The sequence below is a fragment of the Lysobacter yangpyeongensis genome, from assembly GCF_042655745.1.
GTDB classification, from domain to species: Bacteria; Pseudomonadota; Gammaproteobacteria; order Xanthomonadales; family Xanthomonadaceae; genus Agrilutibacter; species Agrilutibacter yangpyeongensis.
In genome coordinates this window covers 89478-113307 of the sequence record NZ_JBHSNM010000003.1, presented here as the reverse complement: position 1 = coordinate 113307, position 23830 = coordinate 89478, and the positions used below count along the sequence as shown (strand labels likewise).

Sequence of the window (23830 nt, the reverse complement as noted above, 5' to 3'; positions counted from 1 at the left end):
GTGCAGCGGATCTTGCGTGCAGCGGATGCACGCGAAAATCGCGCGAAGCCAGGGGATCTCCGGCTTCGTAACCGCCCTGCAGGCCAGGCGAACGAATGCACGCATGCGGCGAAGCCCGCATGCGCGGGCGCTGTCGGGGAGTCCGTCATGAGCCGGCTGGTGATCGTGTCCAATCGCGTCGCGCTGCCGGGCGAAGCGCGCGCGGGCGGCCTCGCCATCGCGCTGAAGGCGGCGGTGGAGGAATGCGGCGGCCTGTGGTTCGGCTGGAGCGGTCGCGTCGCGGAGGAATCCGGACGCGTGCACGAGACCTTCTCCGGCAACATCCGCTACATCACGGTCGATCTGTCCGAGCAGGATCGCGACGACTATTACCACGGCTTCGCCAACCGCACGCTGTGGCCATTGCTGCATTTCCGCATGGACCTGGTCGACTACAGCCGCGAGATGTACGCGGGCTACCTGCGCGTCAATGCGCTATTCGCCGACAGGCTGGCGCCGTTGCTGCAGGACGACGACGTGGTGTGGGTGCACGACTACCACCTCATCCCGCTCGCCCAGCTGCTGCGCGAACGCGGCGTGCGTTGCCGGCTCGGCTTCTTCCTGCACGTGCCGATGCCATCCTCCGATCTGCTGGCCGCCCTGCCCGATCACCGGCGCCTGTTCGAAGGCCTGTCGGCCTACGATCTCGTCGGCTTCCAGACCGAGCGCGACCTGGAGCGCTTCCAGGATTACGTGCGACTGTTCGGCCGCGGCCGCGTGGTCGAGCACGGCGTGCTGGAAACGGCCGAAGGCCGGCGCCTGCGCGCGGGTGCGTTCCCGATCAGCATCGACACCGCGCACATCAGCGATCTCGCCGCGCGCGCGGTCGGCAAGGCCAGCGTCAAGCGCCTGACCGCGAGTCTGTCCGGACGCGCGCTCGCCATCGGCGTGGACCGGCTGGATTATTCGAAGGGACTACCCGAACGGTTCCGCGCGTTCGAGCGCTACCTGCAGCTCTATCCCGAGCAGCGCGGGCGCATGACCTACCTGCAGATCGCCCCGGTTTCCCGCGGTGAAGTGCCCGAGTACCGCACGCTGCGGCAACAACTGGAAGGACTCGCCGGCCACATCAACGGCAAGCACGCCGACGCCGACTGGACGCCGGTGCGCTACGTCAACCGCAACTACCCGCACGCCTCGCTCACCGGCTTCTTCCGGCTGGCGCGCGTCGCGCTGGTGACGCCCTTGCGCGACGGCATGAACCTGGTGGCGAAGGAATTCGTTGCCGCGCAGGACGGCGAGGATCCGGGCGTGCTGGTGCTGTCGAGTTTCGCAGGCGCCGCGCGCGAACTGCAGCAGGCGCTGCTGGTGAATCCCTACGACCTCGACGGCGTCGCCGACGCCATCGCCACCGCCGCCGCGATGCCGCTGGAGGAACGGCGCGAGCGCTGGCAGGCGATGATGCAACGGCTGCGCCACCACGACATCACCGCATGGCGGCAGCACTTCCTGGCGACGTTGCGCGCGGCGTGAGCGGGTAACTCCGGAGAATCCGTGAAACAGCGGATCGCCAGTCGGACTCGGAAGCAGATGATCAGACGAGGAACCGCTCCTCGTGGCCCGGCTGCACCAGCACGCAGGCCTCGTGCCGTCCGAACCAGCGATAGCGGTTGCGCGCCAGCCGGCGGTACGCGCGGTCGCGCCACGGCCGCGGGATGAGCGTTAGCAGGCGGACCAGGCGCCAGGGCCCTCCGAGCCCCGCCACGACGCGGAAAATCGCATCCGTATCGCTCCAGGCACGGCCTTCATCGACGAGCAGGAACGACACCGGATCGTCCGGATCCAGACCGTGGAGCAGGAGCAGGTCGCGACCACGCCCGGTCTGCATCGCCGCGAAGCGATAGCGTGCGTCGCGGTCACGGCGCAGCAGGAACCGCACCCAGCCGCTGCACAGCACGCACACACCGTCGAAGACCACGATCGCACGCGAATCGGCATCAATCGACATGCAGCCATCCCCGGTAACGGACCAGCAGCCCCGCCCATGGCAACGCGGCGGCGACGTCGAAACAGTAGCGATCCTCCTGCCCGAACTCGCGTGCGCTCACGCCCGCGAACCACGCTGCCGGCAGCGGCACGCCAAGCGCGCTGACCTGCACCACACGCCACACGATCGCGTCGTTCTCGACCTTCAGGCGGAAGCCGAACGTGACCAGCCCGAGGCGCTCGCGCAGCAGGCCACCGTCCGCCCACAACCGCGAGCGCATCGCATGGCCGGCGATGCGGCGAGTCCAGCGTTCACCCGCTGCATTCGCGACGATTTCCACCTCGATCGGACCGCGCCCGGCGGGCGGCAACCGCGTCGCCCGGGCGCACAGGCGCGACAGCCAACCCGGGCCGCGCACGACTTCGACCTCGCCATGCAGGTGCTGCGTGCCAACGCGCCGATGCAATGCCTGCACCTGCGCCGGCAAGGCATGGAATCGCTCGCCGAGCAGCGTCGGAAACAGGTGCGTGATCGCGGCGTCGTTCAACGCGCCGGATCCATCCACACCAGCGAGGCCATGCGGCCGGTGCGCTGGTCGCGACGGTGCGAAAAGAACGATTGCGGATCGCCGATCGTGCACAGCGCGCCACCGTGGATGTCGGCGCTGCGCAGGCCGGCCTTTTCAAGGCGGCGTCGCGCCAGTGCGTAGAGATCGACGTTCCAGTGCTGTGGGCGCGTGCTGGTGAAGGCGCGCGCGGCGCCCCAGTCCTGTGCGACGAAGGCGTCGTACACCTCGGGGCCGATTTCGTAGTGCTGCGGTCCCGCTGCGGGTCCGAGCCACGCCATGAGGTGATCGGGCGACGTGTGCAGCGCGCCGACGGTCTTTTCCAGGATGCCAGCGGACAGGCCGCGCCAGCCCGCATGCGCGGCGCCGACTTCGCTGCCGTCCTTCGCGGCGAACAGCACCGGCAGGCAATCGGCCGTGAGGATCGCCAGGACGATGCCGGGGGTCGACGTCACCGCGGCATCCGCTTCCGGTTCGTCCATGGCCAGGGCACCGTCGATGCGCACGACATCGGCGCCATGCACCTGACGCAGCCACCGCGGCGCGGACGGCAATCCGGCGAGTTCGGCGAGCTGGCGCCGGTTGCCGAGCACGACCGCCTCCTCGTCGCCCGAACGCAGGCCCAGGTTGAAACTGTCGAACGGCGCGCGCGAGGTGCCCGCGCCGTGGCGCAACGTGGTGAAGCCGTGCACCCGGCGACCATCGGCGCGCTTGGGTGCGGGCCAGGCGGCCGGCAGGAATGCGGCGTGCATGCGCTCAGCGACCGTCGCGCTTCGCCGCCAGCGCGTCGTCGTGCAAGGCCCGCACCAGCGCGCGCATGTCGTCGGGCACCGGGGCGCTGCAACGCACCGGGTCGCCGGTGACCGGATGCGCGAATTCCAGCACTTCGGCATGCAGCGCCTGACGCTTGAAGCCGCGCAGCGCCTCGACGAGTTCCGGCGTCGCGCCCTTGGGCAATTTCAGTGAACCGCCATACAGCGGGTCGCCCACGATCGGATGCTTGAGATGCGCCATGTGCACGCGGATCTGGTGCGTGCGGCCGGTTTCCAGGCGGCATTCCAGCAAGGTGTGGGCGCGGAAGCGTTCGCGCAGGCGGAAATGCGTCACCGCGTCCTTGCCGTCCTCGCGCACGGCCATGCGGATGCGGTCGCGCGGGTGGCGTTCGATCGGCGCGTTGGCGGTGCCGCCCGACACCAGCGCGCCGACGACGACGGCCAGGTACTGGCGATGCACCTCGCGCGAGGACAGCTGCTCGATCAGCGCCGTGTGCGCGGGCAGCGTTCGCGCCACGACCATCACGCCCGAGGTGTCCTTGTCGAGGCGGTGGACGATGCCCGCACGCGGCAGGGCATTGAGCGCCGGGTCGCGGTGCAGCAGCGCGTTGACCAGCGTGCCGGCGGGGTTGCCCGCACCGGGATGCACCACCAGGCCGGCGGGCTTGTTGATGACGAAGACGTGCTCGTCCTCGTGCAGTACGTCCAGCGCGATGTCCTCGGGCTCGGAGTGCGTCTGCACCTCCAGCACGACCGACAGCGTCACCGTCTCGCCGCCGCGCACCGGATCGCGCGGACGCACCTCCCGGCCGTCGAGACGGGCATCGCCCGACTTGATCCAGGCGGCCAGGCGCGAGCGCGAGTAGTCCGGGAAAAGTTCCGCGAGCACGGCGTCGAAGCGACGCCCGGCGCTGCTGTCGGGAACGATGGCGGAGTGTGTGGAAGCGGAGCCGCTCATGCAGGGCTTCTGGTTCAGGGGGCGGATCGCCGGGCTGCTATTATCCGGGTTTCGTGCCTCCGGCGTCCCGTCCAAGCCTTGCCCCATGAGCCCCATGCCGTCGTACAGCCGCCGTAACCGCATCGCCCCGAGTGCCCTGCTCGTCCTGCTGCTGATCGCCGTCCTGGCCGGCTCGGGCTGCGCCCGGGTCAAGGGCATGTTCAAGGACGAAAACGCCAACGAAGGACAGCCGGTCGAAGAGCTCTACGCCAAGGCGCACAAGCTGATGACGCACGGCAACTGGGCCGGCGCCGAAGTGGTGTTCCGTCGCCTGATCGCGCAGTACCCCTATGGGCCGTACACCGAGCAGGCGCTGGTCGAGACCGCGTACGCGCAGTACAAGGCCGGCAAGCAGGACGATGCGGTCAACAGCATCGACCGCTTCATCCGCACCTACCCGACCCATCGCAACACCTCGTACATGTATTACCTGCGCGGCCTGGCCGATTCCAGCCGCGATACCGTCTTCCTGCAGAAGGTGTGGCGCCTGGATCCGAGCCGCCGCGACCTGGCGACACCGCAGCAGGCCTACAACGATTTCCAGATCGTCACCGAGCGCTATCCGAACAGCCGCTACGCCGAGGACGCGCGCAAGCGCATGGCCGAGCTGCGCAACGTGTTCGCCCGCCACGACCTCGACGTCGCCCTGTACTACCTGCGCCGCACCGCCTACGTGGCCGCGGCCGATCGCGCCAAGCGCGTGCTCGAAACCTACCCGCAGAGCAAGTACCAGAACGATGCGGTGGCGACGCTGGCCGCGGCCTACACCGGCCTGGGCAACAAGACCCTCGCGGACGATGCGAAGCGCGTGCTGCAGCAGAACGACCCCAATCATCCCTACCTGCGCGGCGAGTGGCCGGATTACCCGAGCAACCTGCGCAAGCTCAATCCCTTCGCGGGCGAGAAGTCGGCGCTGGACAACGAGAAGCACTGAGCGCGCGCCTCGCGCCCGCGCAAACGCCGCCTCCGGGCGGCGTTTTGCTTTTGGGCGCCGGGAATCCGGGCCTGCGCGCGCAACACTGTGTGCATGCGGCGTTCGCCCGCGCACGGGCTGGCAGGCCACACTGGCACGCCCTTCCTTCGAACCCAGGGCCATGAGCGATCTCCACATCCTCCGCTATGCCGCGTTCACCGACAGGCCGGACGGCGGCAATCCCGCCGGGGTCGTGCTGGATGCGCGTGGACTCGACGCCGCGCGCATGCTGGCGATCGCGGCCGAGGTCGGCTACTCCGAAACGGCGTTCCTGTTCCCGCGCGCGGACGGCATCTATGACGTGCGCTATTACTCGCCGGAGCGGGAAATCAGTTTCTGCGGCCACGCCACCATCGCGGCGGCAGTCGCACTCGCCGAACGCGGCGCACCGGCGGCCCTGACGCTGCATGCGCCCGTGGGCGAAGTCGACGTACGCACGCATCGCGATGGCGCCCGCATCACCGCCACGCTGACCAGTGTCGAGCCGCATGTCGAGGTCGCGCCGGACGCGCTGCTGCAGGGCACGCTCGCGGCCCTGCGCTGGCAGGAGGACGAACTCGATCCGGCATTGCCGGTGCGGATCGGCTTCGCCGGCGCGCGTCATCTCATCCTTGCGGCGCAGACGCGTACGCGCCTGCGCGCGCTCGCGTACGACTACGATGCGCTGCGACAGCTGATGCTGGCGCATGACCTCACTACGGTCGCGCTGGTGTGGCGCGAGTCACCGGGCCTGTTCCACGCGCGCAATCCGTTTCCGCCCGGCGGCGTGGTCGAGGATCCCGCCACGGGCGCGGCCGCCGCGGCGTTCGGCGCCTATCTGCGCGCGTTGGGCGTCGTCACCGCACCGGCTACGGTGGTGATCCGCCAGGGCGACGACATGGGACGACCGAGCCTGCTGACGGTCGATATTCCCGAACAGGGTGGCATTCGTGTCATCGGGCAGGCGGTGGCAATTTCCGCGTGAGCCTGCCCTGAGCGGGCAACCGATGACGTTGCTTCGCTTCGCTCTTCATCCCCGGCTTCTTCGCCCGTCATCCCCGCGAACGCGCGGATCCAGCGACTTTGCCTCCCGAAGCGTGGCCGCGGGCTAGCGTCCGTTCGAATACCCGTTGGTGATCGGATACCGCCGCTCGCGCCCGAAGGCACGACGCGACACCTTCGGCCCCGGCGCCGCCTGGTGCCGCTTCCACTCGCTGATGCGCACGAGCCGCAGGACCCGCTGCACCGTCGCCGCATCGAAACCGGCGGCGGCGATCTCCGCGCCCGACTGCTCCAGGTCCACGTGGCGATACAGGATCGCGTCGAGCACGTCGTACGGCGGCAACGAATCCTGGTCCTTCTGGTTCTCGCGCAGCTCCGCCGACGGCGGACGGTCGATCACGCCCTGCGGGATCACGATGTCGCCCACCGTGTTGCGCCAGCGCGCGAGCGCGAACACTTCGGTCTTGTACAGGTCCTTCAGCGGCGCGTAGCCGCCGCACATGTCGCCGTAGATCGTGGCGTAGCCCACCGCGTACTCGCTCTTGTTGCCGGTGGTCAGCAGCAGGCCGCCGAACTTGTTGCTCAGCGCCATCATGATCGCGCCGCGGCTGCGCGACTGCAGGTTCTCCTCGGTGACGTCGACGGGCTTGCCTTCGAACTGTTCCGACAGCGCATCGAGGAACCCCTGGAACGGCTTCTCGATCGGCACGGTGATCATGCGCACGCCCTGCGTGCGGCACTGTTCCTCGGCCAGGTCGTTGGACAGTCCGGCGGTGTAGCGCGAAGGCATGCGCACGGCGGTGACGTGGTCCGCGCCGAGCGCGTCCACCGCGATCGCCAGCACCAGCGACGAGTCGATGCCGCCGGACAGGCCGATCCACGCATGGGTGAAGCCGTTCTTGCTGAAGTAGTCGCGCGTGCCGCGCACCACCGCGCGCCAGGCCAGTGCATCGCGGCTCTCGTCGCCGTCATCCATCCACTGCACCGGCGTGAAGCGGCGCGACTGCTCGTCGAGCTCGACCACCAGCCACTGGTCGGTGAACGCCGCAGCCGCCGGATGCACGGTGCCATCGCCGTCGGCGACCACCGAGGCGCCGTCGAACACCAGCGCGTCCTGGCCGCCGACGACGTTGAGATAGGCGATGGCCGCGCCCGTCTCGCGCGCACGCTGTTCCAGCAACTGGTCGCGCTGCACGTGCTTGTCGCGTTCGAACGGCGAGGCGTTCGGCACCAGCACCACCTGCGCGCCGGCGTCCACGGTCTGCGCGATCGGTTCGGGGAACCACAGGTCTTCGCAGATGATCAGCCCGACCTGCGTGCCGTTTACCTCGAACACGCAGTTGTCGCGGTCGGGATCGACGTCGAAATAGCGGCGTTCGTCGAATACCGCGTAGTTGGGCAGTTCGCGCTTGCGGTAGGTCTGGGCGATGGCGCCGTCACGCAGCACGCTGGCGGCGTTGTAGACGATCGCGCCGGCCGCCTGCGGCCAGCCGACCACGGCGACGATGCCGGTGGTGGCCTGCGCGATCCGGGCGATCGCCGCCTCGCAGTCGGCGAGGAAGGAAGGCCGCAGCAGCAGGTCTTCCGGCGGGTAGCCGCAGAGGACCAGTTCGGGGAAGAGCACGACATCCGCGCCGTGTTCCTCACGCGCGACTTCGATCATCTCGATGATGCGGTCGGCGTTCTTCGCCACCGCACCCACCGGGAAATCGAACTGCGCCATCGCGATCCGCAACGTCATGCCCTGCTCCAGCCTGCGTGTGCGCGCATTCTACTGCGGCGTGGCGGGTCCCCTGCCCTGGGCGTGGGCCGGGTAAGGCCGCAGGCCGCACCCGGATTTGCGTGACGTGCCGAAGCTCCCGGGTGCGCTGCGCTTACCCGGGCTACGGATGCGTTACGTCGTTACGTCGTTGCGGCCGGCGACGGCACCGCGGCCGGCCGCCCGTTGGCATCCAGCGCAATCATCACGAAGCGGCCGCGCGTGCACAGGTGGCGTGTGCCCGCGTGCGCGTCCTCGGTATGCAGTTCGACCTCGACCTGCATCGAGCTGCGTCCGACATCGACCACGCGCGCCACCAGTTCCACCAATTGTCCCTGGCGCACCGGCACGTGGAAATCGACCTGCTCCGAACGTGCCGTCACCACCGTATGCCGCGCGTAGCGGGTGGCGGCGATGAAGGCCGCCTTGTCCATCCACGCCAGCGCGCGGCCGCCGAACAGCGTGCCAAGGTGGTTGGCGTCGTCGGGAAACACGATTTCCCACAACCGCGCTTCCCGCGGCGGTGCGTCGTGCATGTTCAGAACGCCTCCTCGAACGCCACCGCGCCGCTGATCCCCACCTGGTAGGCGGACACGCGCCGCTCGAAGAAGTTGGTCAGCTCCTGCACGTCCTGCAGGTCCATGAACGGGAACGGATTCTTCGCGCCGAATTCCGGCGCGAGACCGAGCGCCGACAGGCGCAGATCGGCGACGTATTCGAGGTACTGGCGCATCTCGCGCGGCGACAGGCCATTGACACCGCCAGAGAGGACGTCGGCGGCGAAGCCGGCTTCCACCTCGATCGCTTCGCGCAGCATCGCGCGCACATCGCGCTCCATACCGGCGTCGAACAGGTCCGGATCCTCGCTGCGCACGGTATGGATGACTTCGAACGCGAACGCCATGTGGCCCGATTCGTCGCGGAATACCCAGTTCGTCCCCGCCGCCAATCCCGGCAGCAGCCCGCGCGAACGCAGGAACCACACGTAGGCGAACGCGGCGAAGAAGAACAGCCCTTCGATGCAGCAGGCGAAGCAGATGAGATTCAGCAGGAAGGCGCGGCGCTGTTCGCGCGTCTCCAGCCGGTGCAGCGACTGGATCGAATCCATCCACTTGAAGCAGAACTCGGCCTTGGCCTTGATCGAGGGAATGTTCTCGATCGCGTCGAAGGCTTCGGCGCGGCGCGCCGGATCGGGAATGTAGGCGTCGAGCAGCGTGAGGTAGAACTGCACATGCAACGCTTCCTCGTACAGCTGGCGCGACAGGTACATGCGCGCTTCGGGTGCATTGATGTGCTGGTAGAGATTCAGAACCAGATTGTTCGCGACGATGGAATCGCCGGTGGCGAAGAACGCGACCAGGCGTTCGATCAGGTGACGATCGGCCGGCGTCAGCTTGTGGCGCAGATCGTTGAGGTCGATGCCGAAGTCGATTTCCTCGACGGTCCAGGTGTTCTTGATCGCGTCCTTGTACATCTCGTAGAACGCGGGGTAACGCATCGGTCGCAGGGTGAGCGCGAAGCCGGGGTCGAGGAGGCGAGGAGTGAGTGACGAGGAGTGAGAAACGAGAGATGCTTCGGGCTGGGACATGGAGGCCTCGGGATGCATTATCGGAAGACTGTGCTTTGGCATAGGGCGATGGAAGTCGCCCAGGGGGTTTACGGATTGGTTCAACGCCTTCCGCGCGAGGAGGCGTTTGGCGTGAGGTCCCAGATCACGCGTGCTTCGGTTTCTGTTGCATGCAACGTCGCCGAAGGGTGGACGCGGGAGTCCCGGAAGGAGAAGGCGCAGTTCCTGGCCATAGCACAGGGATCCGCCGCCGAACTCGAAACCCTGATCACCCTGTGCGAGCGCCTGGGCTGGTTTCCGGAGTCCGCAACCCAGGAAGTCAGATCCAGGCTGGACGAGGTCAGCCGCATGCTGACCTCGCTGCGCAGAGCTACCAGAAAGGCGTGAATCCCTCTCTTTTCTCACTCCTCTCCCCTGACTCCTGCCCTATTGGCAGGCCTCGCAGGCCTCCGGGTTCTCCAGCGAACAGGCGAGCGCCTGCTGCGTCGTGTACGCCGGCGCGGCGACGGTCGCCTTGGCTATGCGCGTCGCCGGACGCGAGCGCAGGTAATAGGTCGTCTTCAGCTTCGACTTCCAGGCGTACATGTACATGGACGAGAGCCGGCCGATGCTCGGGCTCTCCATGAACAGATTCAGCGACTGCGACTGGTCGATGTACGCGCCGCGCGCGGCGGCCAGGTCGATCAGCGCCTTCTGCGGCAGTTCCCACGCGGTGCGGTACACGGCCTTGAGTGCGTCGGGGATGCCCGGCACGTTCTGGATCGAACCTTCGGCGAGCTTGATCGCATCGCGGGTCGCCTCCGTCCACAGGCCCAGCTTCTTCAGCTCGTCGACCAGGTAGCGGTTGATCTGCAGGAAGTCGCCCGACAGCGTCTCGCGCTTGAACAGGTTGGACACCTGCGGCTCGATGCACTCGTAGCAACCGGCGATCGAGGCGATCGTTGCGGTCGGCGCAATGGCAATCAGCAGCGAGTTGCGCAGCCCGTGCCGGGCGATGCGCTGCTTCAAGGCCTCCCACGCAGCAGTTTCGGTAGGCGTCACGCCCCACAGGTCGAACTGCAGAGCGCCCGACACGGCGCGCGTCTCCGCGAACGAGGGATGCGTGCCGTACTTCTCCGCCAGCTCGCAGGAGGCCTCCAGCGCATGCAGGTAGATGCGCTCGGCGATCCGCGTCGACAGCTGCAGCGCCTCCGCCGAATCGAACGGCAGCCGCAGCTTGAAGAACACGTCCTGCAGGCCCATCACCCCCAGCCCGACCGGACGCCAGCGCAGGTTGGAACGGCGCGCCGATTCGATCGGATAGAAGTTGAGGTCGATCACCCGGTCGAGCTGGCGCACGGCGACGCGCACGGTTTCGGCGAGTTTGTCGAAGTCGAACGCCGCCCTGCCCTCCTCGTTGTACGCCACGTGCTGCGCGAGGTTGACCGATCCCAGGTTGCACACCGCGGTCTCGTCGGCGGAGGTGACTTCGAGGATCTCCGTGCACAGGTTGGACAGGTGCACGGTGCGGCCGGGGCCGACCTGGTTGCAGGTGCGGTTGGACGCGTCCTTGAACGTCATCCAGCCGTTACCGGTTTCGCCCAGCACCTTCATCATCCGCGCGTACAGCTCGCGCGCCTTGATCGTTCGCACCGCCAGGCCCTGCTGCTCGGCCTGCACGTAGGCGCGCTCGAAGGCCTCGCCCCACAGGTCGACGAGTTCGGGCACCGCGTATGGATCGAACAGCGACCAGTCGCCGTCGGCTTCCACGCGCTGCATGAACAGGTCCGGGACCCAGTTGGCGAGGTTGAGGTTGTGGGTGCGGCGCGCCTCGTCGCCAGTGTTGTCGCGCAGCTCGAGGAATTCCTCGATGTCGGCATGCCAGGTCTCGAGGTAGATGCACGCGGCGCCCTTGCGCTTGCCGCCCTGGTTCACCGCCGCGACCGACGCGTCCAGCGTCTTCAGCCACGGCACGATGCCGTTGCTGCGGCCGTTGGTGGAACGGATCAGCGAGCCGCGCGAACGGATCCGCGAATACGCCTGGCCGATGCCGCCGCTGAACTTCGACAGCTGCGCGACGTCGCCGTAGCGCGCGTAGATGTCGGTGAGCGAATCCTGCGGCGAATCCAGCAGGAAGCAGGACGACAGCTGCTCGTGGCGCGTGCCGGAATTGAACAGCGTCGGCGAGCTGGGGATGTAATCGAGCGACGACATCAACCGGTACAGCTCCAGCGCGGAGCCGGGCGATTCGGTCAGCGCGACCGCGATGCGCATGAAGAACTGCTGCGGCGTCTCGATCACGCTGCGGCGCTGCGGATGCCGCAGCAGGTAGCGGTCGTACAGCGTGCGCAGGCCGAAGTACTCGAAGCGCTGGGTCTGCGCCGCGTCGATCGCGTCGTTGAACTTGCGCGCGTGGGCTTCGACGGTGTCGCGCACGCGGTCGTTGATCAGGCCCAGTTCGTGGCCGAGCACGATCGACTGCGAGAACGAATGCACGCCCAGCCCCGCGACTTCCTTGTCGATGTAGCCCGCGAGCAGGCGCGCGGCGAGGCGGGCGTACTGCGGCTCCTCGGCGGTGAACGCGGCGGCGGTGCGGATCGACAGTTCGTCCAGCTCGCGCGTGGTCGCGCCGTCGTAGATGCCGGCGATGGTCTTGAGCGCGACACGCATGGGATCTATTTCCGCCAATTCGTCGCAGCAGCGCATCACCGCGCGCACGATCTTGTTGACGTCGACCGGTTCGCGGCGGCCGTCGCGCTTGGTGATGCTCATCGTCGCCGGCGCGTGCGGCGGGGTCAGGGCGAAGCTGCCCTGCGATTGCGCGGTGGAAGACGGCGAAGCGGCTTCGCGCGCCGGTGCGGCGGGCTCGGCTTCGGCAAGGGTTTCGGTATGCATGGCTGTCCTCTCCGTTGAAGGTGGAGAAGAAGCGAAAGCGGTCGCACGCGTTGCGATCGGCAGAACCGGTCGCGACGACGCACGGACAGCCCCCGCCCCCTCGGGCGGGCCGGCTTCGACGCGGGATGGATCGCGGACGGTGCGACGGTGCGGGCGCGCACGCCCGGCATGGTCGACCGTCGCTCCCCGCGGAGACGCCTGGCCAGGCGGAAGGCGAGGAGTGAGTGGAGAGGAGTGAGTGGTTAGAGAAAGCCGGATCGCGGCCTCTCATTTCTCACTCCTGTCCAGTCACTCCTGGCTCTTCCGGTCGCGGCAGGTTTTCGGGCTTCCGGTCGTGCGGCGGATCGGGTCCGCCGTGTTCCTACTGCGCGTCGCTTCCCAGCCTCACCCTTGCGGGATCGCACCAGTGCCATTGACGCGGGTCGTTACCGGTTACCGCTGCGGGGCAGCTCCGGAATCGGTCGTTGCGACGACCTCACCGGATTCCCTTTAAGCCTTCCCCCGGCGGGGTCGGCACCATCGACGGACCACAAGATAGTGTGGCCGCCGGGATCGGTCAACACGAAATGTTGAGGCGCTGCGCAAACCAGCCTGGGCAGCTGCTGTCGGGCCTGCCGGCACACCGGCGCCGATCAACGCATCCGCGCAGGCATCTCCCGCATGCGACGTGCGTTTCATCGGGAACTGCCGGAATGCGCTTCGCTTGTCCGGGCCACGGTCCTACCACCCCGTTCGTCCTGAGCGTAGCGCCGCAGGCGCGGAGTCGAAGGACGCCCGGGATGATGCCGGCGCCGCGCGCCTGCGCCTCCTTCGTTACCGACGACCGCTGCCCCGTCGCTCGCGGCGCAGGAACCGCAGCAGGGTCTGCTCCCACTGCCGCGCGCCGCGCACGTCGCGGGTGAACGCGTGCAGGCGTCCGGCCTCCCACGCGTCCGGCACCACCGGATCGATGTACGACCTGCGGCAGACCGCGGGCGTGTTGCGCAGCTGCCTGGCGACTTCGGCGATCACCGCGTTGCGCGTGGCGGCGATCGCGCGCGGCGATGGCGGTTCGTCCGCATCGACCGGCGAAGGCTGGGCCGCGAACAGGCGCATTGCCGCCAGCGTGCCGCCCCAGGTGCGGAAGTCCTTGGCGGTGAAGTCGGCGCCCATCGCATCGCGCAGGTAGTCGTTGACGAGTCCGGAATCCACCGGGCACGCCACACCGTCGTCGTCTTCGTACTGGAACAACTGCTGCCCGGGCAATTGCTGGCAGCGCTGCACGAGTTTCGCCAGGCGTTTGTCGTCGAGCACCACGTCGTGCTCCAGCCCGCCCTTGCCGCGGAAGCGCAACCGCGCGCGGCCGCCGCGCAGGAATTCGACGTGGCGATTGCGCAGCGTCGTCAAACCGAAGGCCTTGTTGCCCCGCGCGTATTCCTCGTTGCCGATGCGCACCAGGGTGTCGGCCATGATCGCGACGACGACGGCGAGCACCTTGTCGCGCGGCAGGCCCGGTTGCGCAAGGTCGCGCCGCAGCCGGCGGCGCAGGTGCGGCAATGCGGCGCCGAAGGCGACGATGCGGTCGAATTTCTCCGCGTCGCGTACCTGCCGCCAGCGCGGGTGGTAGCGGTACTGCTTGCGTCCGCGTGCGTCGCGGCCGGTGGCCTGCAGGTGGCCGTTCGGCTTCGCGCAGATCCACACGTCGCGATACGCGGGCGGGATGGCGAGCGCGCGGATGCGGTCGAGGGTGGCGCGATCGCGTACGGCCCGGCCTCGCGCATCCAGGATGCGGAAGCCTTTTCCCGCGCGGCGGCGACGCAGGCCGGGCTCCGCATCGCGGACGTAGACGAGGCCGCCCTGTGCGGCGGATTCGGCCGCGGCTTCGATGGCGCCGTTGTTCGCGGCGGGCTTGCGGGAAGACATCGACGCAGCATCCGTGCCCGGGCGTCAACGCGACGAAATTAGCCGGGCGCGAAGACCGCGCCGGCTTCGCCGGCGCCCCTCATCCGCCCTTCGGGCACCTTCTCCCCGCTGTTGCGGGGAGAAGGATTCCTTTCTCCCCCGCCCCGCTGTTGCGGGGAGAAGGATTCCTTTCTCCCCCGCCCCGCTGTTGCGGGGAGAAGGATTCCTTTCTCCCTCGCCCCGCTGTTGCGGGAAAGGATTCCTTTCTCCCTCGCCCCGCTGTTGCGGGAAAGGATTCCTTTCTCCCTCGCCCCGCTTGCGGGGAGAGGGACCGCGTTGCGAAGCAACGCAGGGTGAGGGGACGTGCTGGCTTCCACAAACAGGAAAGCCGCCCGAAGGCGGCTTCCATTTGCACTCGCGAACCCCGCTTACCTGCCCAGGCGCTTGGCGATCGCCGCACCCAGGTCGCCCGGCGACTTCACCGTGGTGACGCCGGCGGCTTCCATCGCCGCGAACTTGCCTTCCGCCGTGCCCGAGCCGCCCGAAGCGATCGCACCGGCGTGGCCCATGCGCTTGCCCTTCGGCGCGGAGGCACCGGCGATGAAGCCGACCACCGGCTTGGTCACGTACTTGCTGATGAACTCGGCCGCTTCTTCCTCGGCCGAACCGCCGATCTCGCCGACCATGATGATGCCTTCGGTCTGCGGGTCGTCCTGGAACCACTTCAGCGCGTCGATGAAGTTGGTGCCGTTGATCGGATCGCCGCCGATGCCGATGCAGGTCGACTGGCCGAGGCCGACGTCGGTGGTCTGCTTCACGGCTTCGTAGGTCAGCGTGCCCGAGCGCGACACGATGCCGACCACGCCCGGCTTGTGGATGTGGCCCGGCATGATGCCGATCTTGCATTCGCCTGGGGTGATCACGCCGGGGCAGTTCGGACCGACCAGCACGACGTCGTCGTAGCCGTTGAGCGTGTTCTTCACGCGCAGCATGTCGAGGACCGGGATGCCCTCGGTGATGCACACGATGACCTTGATGCCGGCATCGGCGGCTTCCAGGATCGCGTCAGCCGCGAACGGCGGCGGGACGTAGATGACGGAGGCATCGGCGCCGGTTTCGGCGACGGCTTCGGCCACGGTGTTGAAGACCGGCAGGCCCAGATGCTGGGTGCCGCCCTTGCCCGGGGTCACGCCGCCGACGACCTTGGTGCCGTAGTCGAGCATCTGCTCGGCGTGGAAGGTGCCCTGCGAGCCGGTGAAGCCCTGCACGATCACCTTGGTGTTCTTGTTGATCAAAACGGACATGGTGTCGTTGTTCCTTACTTGCCGGCGACGGCCGCAACCGCCTTCTTCGCGCCGTCGTTGATGTCGTCGGCCGGGGTGATGGCCAGGCCGGAGTTCTTCAGCAGCTCCTTGCCGGCTTCCACGTTGGTGCCTTCGAGGCGGACGATCACGGGGACCTTGACGTCGACTTCCTTCACCGCGGCGATGATGCCCTCGGCGATCATGTCGCAGCGGACGATGCCGCCGAAGATGTTGACGAAGATCGCCTTCACCTTGTCGCTCGACAGGATCAGCTTGAAGGCTTCGGTCACGCGTTCCTTGGTGGCGCCGCCGCCGACGTCGAGGAAGTTCGCCGGCGAACCGCCGTTGAGCGAGATCACGTCCATCGTCGCCATCGCGAGGCCGGCGCCGTTGACCATGCAGCCGATGTTGCCGTCCATGGTGACGTAGTTGAGGTCGTGCTGGCTGGCCTTGACCTCGGTCTCGTCTTCCTGGCGGATGTCGCGCATCGCGGCCAGTTCCGGATGACGGAAGGTCGCGTTGTCGTCGGAGTTGATCTTGCCGTCGAGCACGGCGAGGTCGCCGCTGGTCATGATCGCGAGCGGGTTGAGCTCGACCAGGGCCAGGTCCTTCTCGTGGAACAGCTTGAACAGGCCCAGCATGATCTTGGTCAGCTGGTTGACCTGCTTCGCGTTGAGGCCCATGGCGAAGCCGAGGTCGCGGCACTGGTAGGGCTGCAGGCCCTGCACGTAGTTCACGTGCAGCGTGCGGATGGCTTCCGGCTTCTCGTGCGCGACCTGCTCGATGTCCATGCCGCCTTCGGCGGAGGCGATGAAGGTGACCGACTTGCTCGAACGGTCGACAAGCACCGACAGGTACAGCTCCTTGGCGATGTCCGTGGCCTGGGTGACCAGCACGCTGTCGACGGGCAGTTCCACGCCGGCGGTCTGGTAGGTGGCCATCTTCGTGCCGAGCATGCCCTTGGCGTACTCGCGGACCTCATCGAGGGTCTTGGCGAGCTTCACGCCGCCGGCCTTGCCGCGACCGCCCGCGTGGATCTGGGCCTTGACCACCCAGAAGTCGCCACCGATGGCCTTGGCTGCGTCCACAGCCTCTTCCGGCGTGCGCGCAACGCGCCCGGCCGGCACCGCAATGCCGTAATCGGCAAAGAGCTGCTTTGCCTGGTATTCGTGGAAATTCATGCGTCACCGAGGGGAATTGGAGAACCCGCGCCTGGAAAACCGCGGCCGTGGGCCGCCGCGCGAGGGGGCGCATTGTCGCCGATCGGGGCGGTCGGGGCAAAAAGCCAGGACCGCCGGTCCCGCCCGGGCGCGCAACCGCCAGCTTGCGCACTGCCTATACTCGGTCCGCGCACACTCCCGGGATTCCTGCTTGGCCACTCGCCCCGCCGTCGCCGCCGAAGCCGATAGCGCGCTCCGTCGCGAGTTGCATTTCTTCACCCTGTACCGGCTGCTGGAAGCGGCGCTGCTGACCTTCCTGTTGTTCAGCCCGATCCGCGAGTACATCTCCGAGCCGCGCGACGAAGGCGTGGCCAAGGCGACGGCGGTCAGTTCGCTGTTCGTCGCCCTGGTCCTGTTCGTGATCCGGCGGCGTGGCGAACTGCAGTTGCAGGCGCTGGTCGGGGTCGCCTTCGACCTGTTCTTCGGCATCCTCGCCGTGTATGCGATGCCCGGTACGCGCGCGGGCATCGTGCTGATGCTGATGTTCAACGTCGGCGCCGCGGCTCTGCTGCTGCCCACGCGGCTGGGGGTGGGCATCGCCGGGATCGCGGCGTGCGGCCTGCTGGTCGAATACTTCCTGAGCATCGACGGCAATCCCGACGTCCATGGCATCGGCGAACCGCTGATGTTCGCCACCGGCTATCTCGCGGTGGCCACGCTGACCAACATCCTGGGCCGGCAGATGCGCGAGAGCGTCGACCTGGCCGAGCAACGCGGGGCGGATGCGGCCTCGCTGGCCGAAGTCAACGAACTGATCATCCGCCGGCTGCGCACCGGCGTGCTGCTGGTCGACGGCCGCAACCACCTGCGCCTGGCCAACGAAGCGGCGATGCTGCTGCTGAGCGACACCGGCAGCCACCCCGGCGAGGGTCGCGACCTGCTGCTGGCGGCGCCCGCGCTGGCCAGACGCCTGGCCGCTTGGCGCGAAACCGGTCGCGCCGACGACAGCCCGCTGCAGCTGGCCATGGATCTGCCCGAAGTCGTGCCGCGCTTCACCCGGCTGCGTGCGGGCAGCGAGCAGGTGCTGATCTTCCTCGACGACACCAGCATCGTCTCGCGCCAGGCCGAATCCATGACCCTGGCGACGCTGGGCCGCTTCTCCGCGAGCCTGGCGCACGAGATTCGCAATCCGCTCGCGGCGATCAACTACGCCGTGCAACTGCTGGAGGAATCCAAGGATCTGCCGACGGCCGACCAGCGCCTGCTCGAGATCGTCCGGGAACAGGGCAAGCGCATGAACGGCATCGTCGACAACGTGCTGGGGCTGGCGCGCCGGGATTCGGCCAAGCCCGAGCACGTCGAGCTGATGTCGTTCACCCGGCGCTTCGTCGAGGAATACGCCGCCAGCCATCCGCTCGAACAGGACACGGTGCGGGTGGCGGGCACGCCGACGGCGGTCAACACGCTGATCGATCCGCGGCAGCTGCATCAGGTCCTGACCGCGCTGGTCTACAACGCGCTCACCTACGGGCGCATGCCCGGGCAGCCCGCCCAGGTCACCGTGCGGGTCTCGGTGGACGACAGCGGCGCGCCGATCATCGACGTGCGCGACCGCGGCCCCGGCGTCCCCGAGTCCGTGGTCAGCCAGTTGTTCCGCCCCTTCTTCACCACCTCCGGGCACGGCACCGGGCTGGGGCTCTACATCGCGCGCGAGCTGTGCCGCGCCAACCAGGCCAGCCTGGAGTACGTCGCGATGCCCGGCGGCGGCGCCTGTTTCCGCATCGGCCTGCCCACGCCGAGCCCGCTGATGGGCGGACACGCGTGAGCCGGGCCACAACCATTCAGCAAAACCGCGACGCGCGCCGCTTGGCCCCCGCGGCCTCGTTCCGCTATCGTGTCGGCGCGCGGAGGGGCGGATGACCGATACACGCAGTGCATTGATAGTCGACGACGAGCGCGATATCCGCGAACTGCTCGTCATGACGCTGGGCCGCATGGGCCTGCGATGCGACACCGCCGCCACCCTGGGCGATGCGCGCGCGCAGCTCGCGCGCAACGTCTACGACCTGTGCCTCACCGACATGCGCCTGCCCGACGGCTCGGGCATGGATCTGGTCGCCGAGATCAGCCAGAAGCACGCCAACACGCCGGTGGCCATGATCACCGCCTTCGGCAACGTCGAAGCCGCGGTGGAAGCGCTGAAGGCCGGCGCCTTCGATTTCGTCGCCAAGCCGGTGGACCTCCCCGTGCTGCGCGACCTGGTCCGCCATGCGCTGGACCTGCGCGAGAAGCGCCGCACCCCCGCCGCCAACGATCTGGTGGCCACCCGCTTCTACGGCGACTCGCCCGCCATCGCCACCCTGCGCCAGACCATCGCCAAGGTCGCGCGCAGCCAGGCGCCGGTTTACATCGCAGGCGAATCCGGCGTCGGCAAGGAACTCACCGCCCGCACCATCCACGAGCAGGGCCCGCGCGCCAGCGGTCCGTTCGTGCCGGTCAACTGCGGCGCGATCCCGGCCGAACTGATGGAAAGCGAGTTCTTCGGCCACAAGAAGGGCAGCTTCACCGGCGCGCACGCCGACAAGCCGGGCCTGTTCCAGGCGGCCGACGGCGGCACGCTGTTCCTCGACGAGGTCGCCGAGCTCCCGCTCGCCATGCAGGTCAAGCTGCTGCGCGCGATCCAGGAAAAGTCGATCCGCCCGGTCGGCGCCAACAGCGAAGTCAACGTGGACGTCCGGATCCTCTCGGCGACCCACAAGAACCTCGCCGCGCTGACCGAGGACGGCCGCTTCCGCCACGACCTCTACTACCGCATCAACGTCATCGAGCTGCGCGTGCCGCCGCTGCGCGAGCGCCTCGAGGACTTGCCCGGCCTGGCCGAGCGCGTGCTGACCCGCCTGGCCGGCGCCCAGGGCCGGCCCATCCCGACCCTGTCGCCCGCCGCCCTGGACGCCCTGCGCGGACATCCGTTCCCGGGCAACGTGCGCGAACTGGAAAACATCCTCGAACGCGCCCTCGCCCTCGCCGACGGCGACGTGATCGAGGCCGAAGACCTGCGCCTGCCCCAGCCGCAACCGGCCACCGCTGCCGCCATCGCGGCCGGACACTCGGCCGTGTTCGGCGCACCGCCCAGCGGTCTCGTCTCCCATGCCGCAGCGGCCGCGAACCACGGCACCGCCGGCACCCCGGCGATCGATCCCCGCGCCCTCAACCCCCGCGACACCGCCAGCAGCCGCCTGCCCGAATACATCGAGGCCATGGAGCGCCAGGCAATCGAGCAGGCGCTGCAGGAAAACCGCTTCAACAAGACCCGCACCGCCGCGGCCCTGGGTATCACCTTCCGGGCGCTGCGGTACAAGTTGAAGAAGCTCGGGATCGATTGATTCCCGGGCGCGGCGCCGCCTGAAAAAAAGGACGCGATTCCATCGCGTCCTTTTTTGTTTATTTTTTAGCACCCCCACTCCGGCCGCTGCTGCGGCAACTTTCCCAACCCAACTTTCTCAACCTGTTTACCGCCATGAACCGTTGGAAAGCCTCCGCCATCCACCTCACCCTGAGCGTTCTCGTCCTTACCGTCATCGCCACCGTGCTCGTCTGGTGCTGGTACCCGCCGGGTCTGTTCCAGATGGCAAATGCCGACAAGCTCCTGCTGATCATCGCCGGTGTCGACGTGACCATGGGGCCGCTGATGACCCTGATCATCTACAAACGAGGCAAGAAGGGCCTGAAATTCGACCTGACCGTCATCGCGCTCCTGCAGGTCGTTGCGATGGGTTACGGCCTGAGTACGGTCTGGCAGTCCCGGCCGGTCTACATGGTCGCCCTGGTCGACCGGTTCCGAATGGTGTTCGCCAATGAGCTCGAGCCGGCGGATCTGGCCAAAGGGCCGCGGCAATACCGCAGTCTGCCGTGGCTCAACGTGGAGACGATTGCGGCCGTGTTGCCCCGCGACCAAAAGAAGCGCGAGGACCTCCTGTTCCTGACCCTGGACACCGGCAAGGACCTGCACCTGATGCCCGAGTACTACGCTCCGTTCTCCGCCGGCGCGTCGGAATTGCTCTCCCACTCCGTACCGGCGGCCAGCTTCGCCCGCCACCTGCATGGCACGGATGCTGCGCAGTTCGCCTCGGCAATGCAGGACACCGCCCGCGTTCCCGGACGACTGCGCGTGGTACCCATCAGCTCCAATCGCGGCGAAGCGACGATGCTGGTCGACTCGAGAACGGCGGCGCCCCTCAAGCCCTTGGCAATCGACCCCTGGCCCGTCCTCCTGGAGCTACGGAAGAGCGACGGAAAGGCAAAAAGCCAGGAACAACCTCAATGATGTGACGATATTCGTCCGTTAATGACAAAAAACGGCACTGGCATTGCTGTCGCCGGGCGAAGCCGCCGCAAAGGACGTGACGGTCCACCCACTTTGATAAACGAACGTCGGGAAGGTGGTATTGGCACGCGCCGTGCGTATACATTTCCTGCACGTGCAGCACTGCACGGCTGCCCAACGGACCGATACGCCGGACCGTGCGGCACGTGAATCAACCACTCCTAGGGGAAACACCATGAAGAAGCAGCAGGGCTTTACGCTGATCGAACTGATGATCGTCGTCGCGATCATCGCCATCCTGGCCGCCATCGCGCTGCCGGCCTACCAGGACTACCTGGTCCGCTCGCGCGTTTCGGAAGTTCTGACCGCCGCCTCGGGCGCCCGTACCACGGTTGCCGAAGCCGCCGCCGCTGACCCGGCCGCTGGCATGCCGGCGACCGCCAACGTCGAAACGCAGGCTTCGAAGTACGTTGCTTCGGTGGCCTATGCGAACGGCGTGATCACCGCCACCGGCACCAACAACCTCGGCGGCACCGCCAACGGCGGCACGATCACCCTGACCGGCACCAAGGCTGCCAATGGCCAGGTTGACTGGGTCTGCGCCGGCACCATCCCGGCCAAGTACCGTCCGAGCACCTGCCAGGGCGCTGCTGCGGCTGCTGCTGCCGCTGCTGGTGGTTAATACGTAGATACGATCGGAGTCTGATTATCCGGTCTGCCTGAGGGAGGGAGCCTTTGTGCTCCCTCTTTCTTTTTGATATCCGATATGGGCGACACCAGCTTGAACGGCAAACCAGAAACCGCTGTGCCGGGGAGAGTGAGCCTGGCCGGCGCAACCGGCGCACTCGCTGCCTGGCTGATGATCCTGGTCTTCAGGCCATCGCCCATACTGGGCACCGTGTTATTCCTGATGGCTTGCGCTCTCCCCATGTGGTGGATGGAGTTGCGCCGGTTCCCGCGCCCCGCGCGAAGGGCGAATACCCTGCGGAGCGCGCTGACTCCAGGCACGCACAATTGGCGGTTTCGCCTGCGCTTGTTGGGGTTGATGGGATTTCTGTTCGCGCTATCGCTGACCTTCCACGCGTTCCGACAATTCTCCGCCGATTACATCTCCGGCCTCATGCAGCTGTTGCCGGTCGCCGCGCCTCTGGCTGCAGGCTGGGCCTTGTGGATATTGCTGCGGGCTCCTCGCGGGCTTGGTCGAGACTCACTTGAATCGCTGGGGCTGGCTCTCACGCACGCAACCCGTCGCAGGTTCTCGACCAATGACCGCCAAGCTGTCCTGGGCTGGATGGTCAAGGCCTTCTACCTGCCCATCATGATCAGCAGCGTGTATGCATTCCTGCATAACGCATTCGATCCGGACCCGGGAAAACACGGATGGTGGAAAGTCTACGCAATGGTCTATCAGTCGCTCTTCGCTGTGGACACGGCGTTTGCAACGATCGGCTACTGCTCCACTTCGCGCAGAATAGGCGCACACATCCGTTCCACTGAACCTACCGTGTTGGGCTGGGCAGCAGCCCTGGTCTGCTATCCACCTCTCAATGTGTTGATCCTGCATCGTTGGCTTTCCTACGATGACGGGTACGACTGGATCTCCTGGCTGCACGGGTATCCGGTACTGACAGCCTTGTGGGCCGTCGCGATCCTGTCGGCGACCGGACTCTATGCGTGGGCGACCGTTGCTTTCGGGCCTCGATTCTCGAATCTGACCAATCGAGGCATCATTACCTCCGGGCCCTATAGCTGGTTCAAGCACCCGTCCTACCTCGGGAAGAACCTGGCTTGGTGGCTAATTTCGATCCCCTTTATCTCGACGTCCGGCCCAGTTGCTGCGCTCGCCAATTGTGCGGCACTGCTCGCCCTTGGAATCATTTACGTGGTGCGCGCAAAGACCGAGGAGCGGCACCTGATGAGCGACCCGACGTACCAAAGCTATTGCAATTGGATTGAGCAACACGGATTTCTGCCGCGTATCAAAAGAAAGTTCTTGCCCGCCCCACTGCGTGAAGCATGATGCGCCTGTCTCCAAAGATCGAGCTTCTGATCCGCCTACTGCCGGCAATCGGTCTCGCGTATTTCGTCCACCGCGTCGCCTTGGCGTTCACCGCGCACCCGTCGCTGAACCTCGCGTTGCTGGCCGCAGCCGAAACGCTGACGGTCGCCATCTACCTGTTCGCGCGCCCCAGCAAGAGCACTTCGTTCGATGGCTTGTCCCTTCTCAGCACCTTCCTGGCCACCTATTACTTCGCCTTCATTTACCTAGATGAAGGCCCGCACCTTGTACCTGTCCACGTGGCAGCCGTGGTCCAAGCCTCAGGAATCCTTCTGCAGCTGTATTCCAAGATCCACCTCGGCCGGTCGTTCGGTTTACTTCCCGCAAACCACGGCATTGTGACCAGCGGACCCTACCGGTGGATTCGGCATCCCATCTACCTCGGATACTTCATCGGTCACATGGGCTTCTTGCTGGGCAACTGGTCCCTTCGCAATGCCCTGCTTTTCGCCACCCTCTATTTCTTCCAGGCGATAAGGATCGCGAGGGAGGAACGATTGCTTTCCGCGGACCCGGAGTACGCCGCCTATCTCCTGACGACCAGGTACCGGGTCATCCCCGGGATCCTCTAGACAGACGGAATCTTCTTCGGGTTGCCTGTGAGCGCCGGCGCTGGCGCCGTTTGTCAATTTAGTCACAAACTGCTA

Annotated in this window: 21 protein-coding genes and 1 riboswitch; of the genes, 10 read left to right on the top strand and 11 right to left on the bottom strand. The window is 67.1% G+C overall.

From position 1 onward, the window contains the following. The first annotated feature begins 147 nt into the window (after positions 1–147). On the top strand, positions 148–1512 hold the full coding sequence (gene otsA, locus ACFPN1_RS10820) for an alpha,alpha-trehalose-phosphate synthase (UDP-forming) (protein ID WP_386754981.1): 1365 nt from the start codon (positions 148–150) through the stop codon (positions 1510–1512). Between the two features lie 61 nt (positions 1513–1573). Here the strand turns inward: otsA and ACFPN1_RS10815 are convergent, their stop codons facing one another. Genes ACFPN1_RS10815 through rluD form a run of 4 tightly spaced genes read right to left on the bottom strand, consistent with a single transcriptional unit; the run spans position 1574 to position 4262 of the window. Then, the gene (locus ACFPN1_RS10815) at positions 1574–1987 is read right to left on the bottom strand and encodes a thiol-disulfide oxidoreductase DCC family protein (protein ID WP_386754979.1); all 414 of its coding nucleotides are present in this window, start codon (positions 1985–1987) and stop codon (positions 1574–1576) included. Then, complete coding sequence (locus ACFPN1_RS10810; RefSeq protein ID WP_386754978.1) at positions 1977–2513, bottom strand: DUF4166 domain-containing protein; 537 nt, start codon at positions 2511–2513, stop codon at positions 1977–1979. Before ACFPN1_RS10810 ends, ACFPN1_RS10815 begins: the two co-directional genes overlap by 11 nt. Continuing rightward, on the bottom strand, positions 2510–3283 hold the full coding sequence (gene pgeF, locus ACFPN1_RS10805; protein WP_386754977.1) for a peptidoglycan editing factor PgeF: 774 nt from the start codon (positions 3281–3283) through the stop codon (positions 2510–2512). Before pgeF ends, ACFPN1_RS10810 begins: the two co-directional genes overlap by 4 nt. 4 nt (positions 3284–3287) lie before the next feature. Then, positions 3288–4262, bottom strand: coding sequence for a 23S rRNA pseudouridine(1911/1915/1917) synthase RluD (gene rluD, locus ACFPN1_RS10800; protein ID WP_386754976.1), 975 nt, complete (start codon positions 4260–4262; stop codon positions 3288–3290). A gap of 94 nt (positions 4263–4356) precedes the next feature. On the opposite strand from rluD, the gene ACFPN1_RS10795 reads away from it, so the two are divergent. Together ACFPN1_RS10795 and ACFPN1_RS10790 are read left to right on the top strand one after the other, a co-directional pair. Then, positions 4357–5235, top strand: a complete 879-nt coding sequence (locus ACFPN1_RS10795; protein ID WP_386755252.1) for an outer membrane protein assembly factor BamD — start codon at positions 4357–4359, stop codon at positions 5233–5235. 160 nt (positions 5236–5395) lie between these two features. Beyond that, entirely contained in the window at positions 5396–6238 is an 843-nt protein-coding gene (locus tag ACFPN1_RS10790; RefSeq protein ID WP_386754974.1) for a PhzF family phenazine biosynthesis protein, read from the top strand. A 123-nt stretch (positions 6239–6361) separates the two neighbouring features. Here ACFPN1_RS10790 and ACFPN1_RS10785 read toward each other — a convergent pair whose 3' ends face one another. The 3 genes from ACFPN1_RS10785 to ACFPN1_RS10775 form a co-directional block, all read right to left on the bottom strand. Then, positions 6362–7996, bottom strand: coding sequence for an NAD+ synthase (locus ACFPN1_RS10785; protein WP_386754973.1), 1635 nt, complete (start codon positions 7994–7996; stop codon positions 6362–6364). Positions 7997–8157: 161 nt separating this feature from the next. After that, positions 8158–8550, bottom strand: coding sequence for an acyl-CoA thioesterase (locus ACFPN1_RS10780; RefSeq protein ID WP_386754972.1), 393 nt, complete (start codon positions 8548–8550; stop codon positions 8158–8160). Between the two features lie 2 nt (positions 8551–8552). Then, positions 8553–9602: a ribonucleotide-diphosphate reductase subunit beta gene (locus tag ACFPN1_RS10775; RefSeq protein ID WP_386754970.1), complete on the bottom strand. Its 1050-nt coding sequence runs from the start codon at positions 9600–9602 to the stop codon at positions 8553–8555. A 12-nt stretch (positions 9603–9614) separates the two neighbouring features. Between ACFPN1_RS10775 and ACFPN1_RS10770 the strand changes: the two genes are divergently transcribed. Next, complete coding sequence (locus tag ACFPN1_RS10770; protein WP_386754969.1) at positions 9615–9968, top strand: four helix bundle protein; 354 nt, start codon at positions 9615–9617, stop codon at positions 9966–9968. A 39-nt stretch (positions 9969–10007) separates the two neighbouring features. Here ACFPN1_RS10770 and ACFPN1_RS10765 read toward each other — a convergent pair whose 3' ends face one another. The 4 genes from ACFPN1_RS10765 to sucC form a co-directional block, all read right to left on the bottom strand. After that, on the bottom strand, positions 10008–12332 hold the full coding sequence (locus ACFPN1_RS10765; RefSeq protein ID WP_386755250.1) for a ribonucleoside-diphosphate reductase subunit alpha: 2325 nt from the start codon (positions 12330–12332) through the stop codon (positions 10008–10010). Between the two features lie 417 nt (positions 12333–12749). Next, a riboswitch (cobalamin riboswitch) is annotated at positions 12750–12992 on the bottom strand. Positions 12993–13268: 276 nt separating this feature from the next. Then, positions 13269–14357 (bottom strand): DNA topoisomerase IB, encoded by a 1089-nt coding sequence (locus ACFPN1_RS10760; RefSeq protein ID WP_386754968.1) that lies wholly within the window; start codon positions 14355–14357, stop codon positions 13269–13271. A gap of 407 nt (positions 14358–14764) precedes the next feature. After that, entirely contained in the window at positions 14765–15640 is an 876-nt protein-coding gene (sucD, locus tag ACFPN1_RS10755) for a succinate--CoA ligase subunit alpha (RefSeq protein WP_386754966.1), read from the bottom strand. 14 nt (positions 15641–15654) lie between these two features. Continuing rightward, the gene (gene sucC / locus ACFPN1_RS10750; protein ID WP_386754965.1) at positions 15655–16821 is read right to left on the bottom strand and encodes an ADP-forming succinate--CoA ligase subunit beta; all 1167 of its coding nucleotides are present in this window, start codon (positions 16819–16821) and stop codon (positions 15655–15657) included. 190 nt (positions 16822–17011) lie between these two features. Between sucC and ACFPN1_RS10745 the strand changes: the two genes are divergently transcribed. The 6 genes from ACFPN1_RS10745 to ACFPN1_RS10720 all read left to right on the top strand — a co-directional run bounded on the left by ACFPN1_RS10745 (position 17012) and on the right by ACFPN1_RS10720 (position 23755). Further along, positions 17012–18625, top strand: a complete 1614-nt coding sequence (locus ACFPN1_RS10745; RefSeq protein ID WP_386754964.1) for a sensor histidine kinase — start codon at positions 17012–17014, stop codon at positions 18623–18625. A gap of 91 nt (positions 18626–18716) precedes the next feature. Then, the gene (locus ACFPN1_RS10740; protein ID WP_386754962.1) at positions 18717–20183 is read left to right on the top strand and encodes a sigma-54-dependent transcriptional regulator; all 1467 of its coding nucleotides are present in this window, start codon (positions 18717–18719) and stop codon (positions 20181–20183) included. Positions 20184–20317: 134 nt separating this feature from the next. Beyond that, positions 20318–21124 (top strand): TfpX/TfpZ family type IV pilin accessory protein, encoded by an 807-nt coding sequence (gene tfpZ, locus ACFPN1_RS10735; protein ID WP_386754961.1) that lies wholly within the window; start codon positions 20318–20320, stop codon positions 21122–21124. Between the two features lie 235 nt (positions 21125–21359). Further along, the gene (locus tag ACFPN1_RS10730; protein ID WP_386754960.1) at positions 21360–21806 is read left to right on the top strand and encodes a pilin; all 447 of its coding nucleotides are present in this window, start codon (positions 21360–21362) and stop codon (positions 21804–21806) included. 84 nt (positions 21807–21890) lie between these two features. Then, positions 21891–23144 (top strand): isoprenylcysteine carboxylmethyltransferase family protein, encoded by a 1254-nt coding sequence (locus ACFPN1_RS10725; RefSeq protein WP_386754958.1) that lies wholly within the window; start codon positions 21891–21893, stop codon positions 23142–23144. Beyond that, the gene (locus tag ACFPN1_RS10720) at positions 23141–23755 is read left to right on the top strand and encodes a methyltransferase family protein (RefSeq protein WP_386754957.1); all 615 of its coding nucleotides are present in this window, start codon (positions 23141–23143) and stop codon (positions 23753–23755) included. The genes ACFPN1_RS10725 and ACFPN1_RS10720 overlap by 4 nt, the downstream gene beginning before the upstream one ends. Positions 23756–23830 lie beyond the last annotated feature (75 nt).